At 70.1% G+C, this 271-nt stretch carries 1 protein-coding gene; it reads left to right on the forward strand.

The genetic code is table 11. The features are described from left to right. On the forward strand, nt 1-271 hold a 271-nt coding region (locus tag ACLJNW_RS25235; protein WP_410961365.1), incomplete at both ends, for an AraC family ligand binding domain-containing protein.

The following is a 271-nucleotide window of genomic DNA, read 5'->3' on the forward strand; positions in this document are numbered from 1 at the left end:
GCCAAGACCTTCCCGGCGGGTTTCGTGGTCGCCGAGCACCGGCACGAGCGGGCGCAGTTGATCCATGCCCTGTCGGGCGTGATCGAACTGCATGTCGGTCGCACGCTATGGCTGGTCCCGCCGCAGCGCGCGGTATGGATGCCGGCGGGGATGGCGCACGCGATGCTGGCGCGCGGCGAGGTCCGCTTGCACACCGTCTATGTCCGGCCGCAGTCCTGCCCGCCGGAATTCCCCCGGGTGCCGCGCGGAGTGATGGTCAGCCCATTGTCTG

Source organism: Salmonella sp. SAL4457, assembly GCF_046548235.1.
GTDB lineage: Bacteria > Pseudomonadota > Gammaproteobacteria > Enterobacterales > Enterobacteriaceae > Salmonella > Salmonella enterica.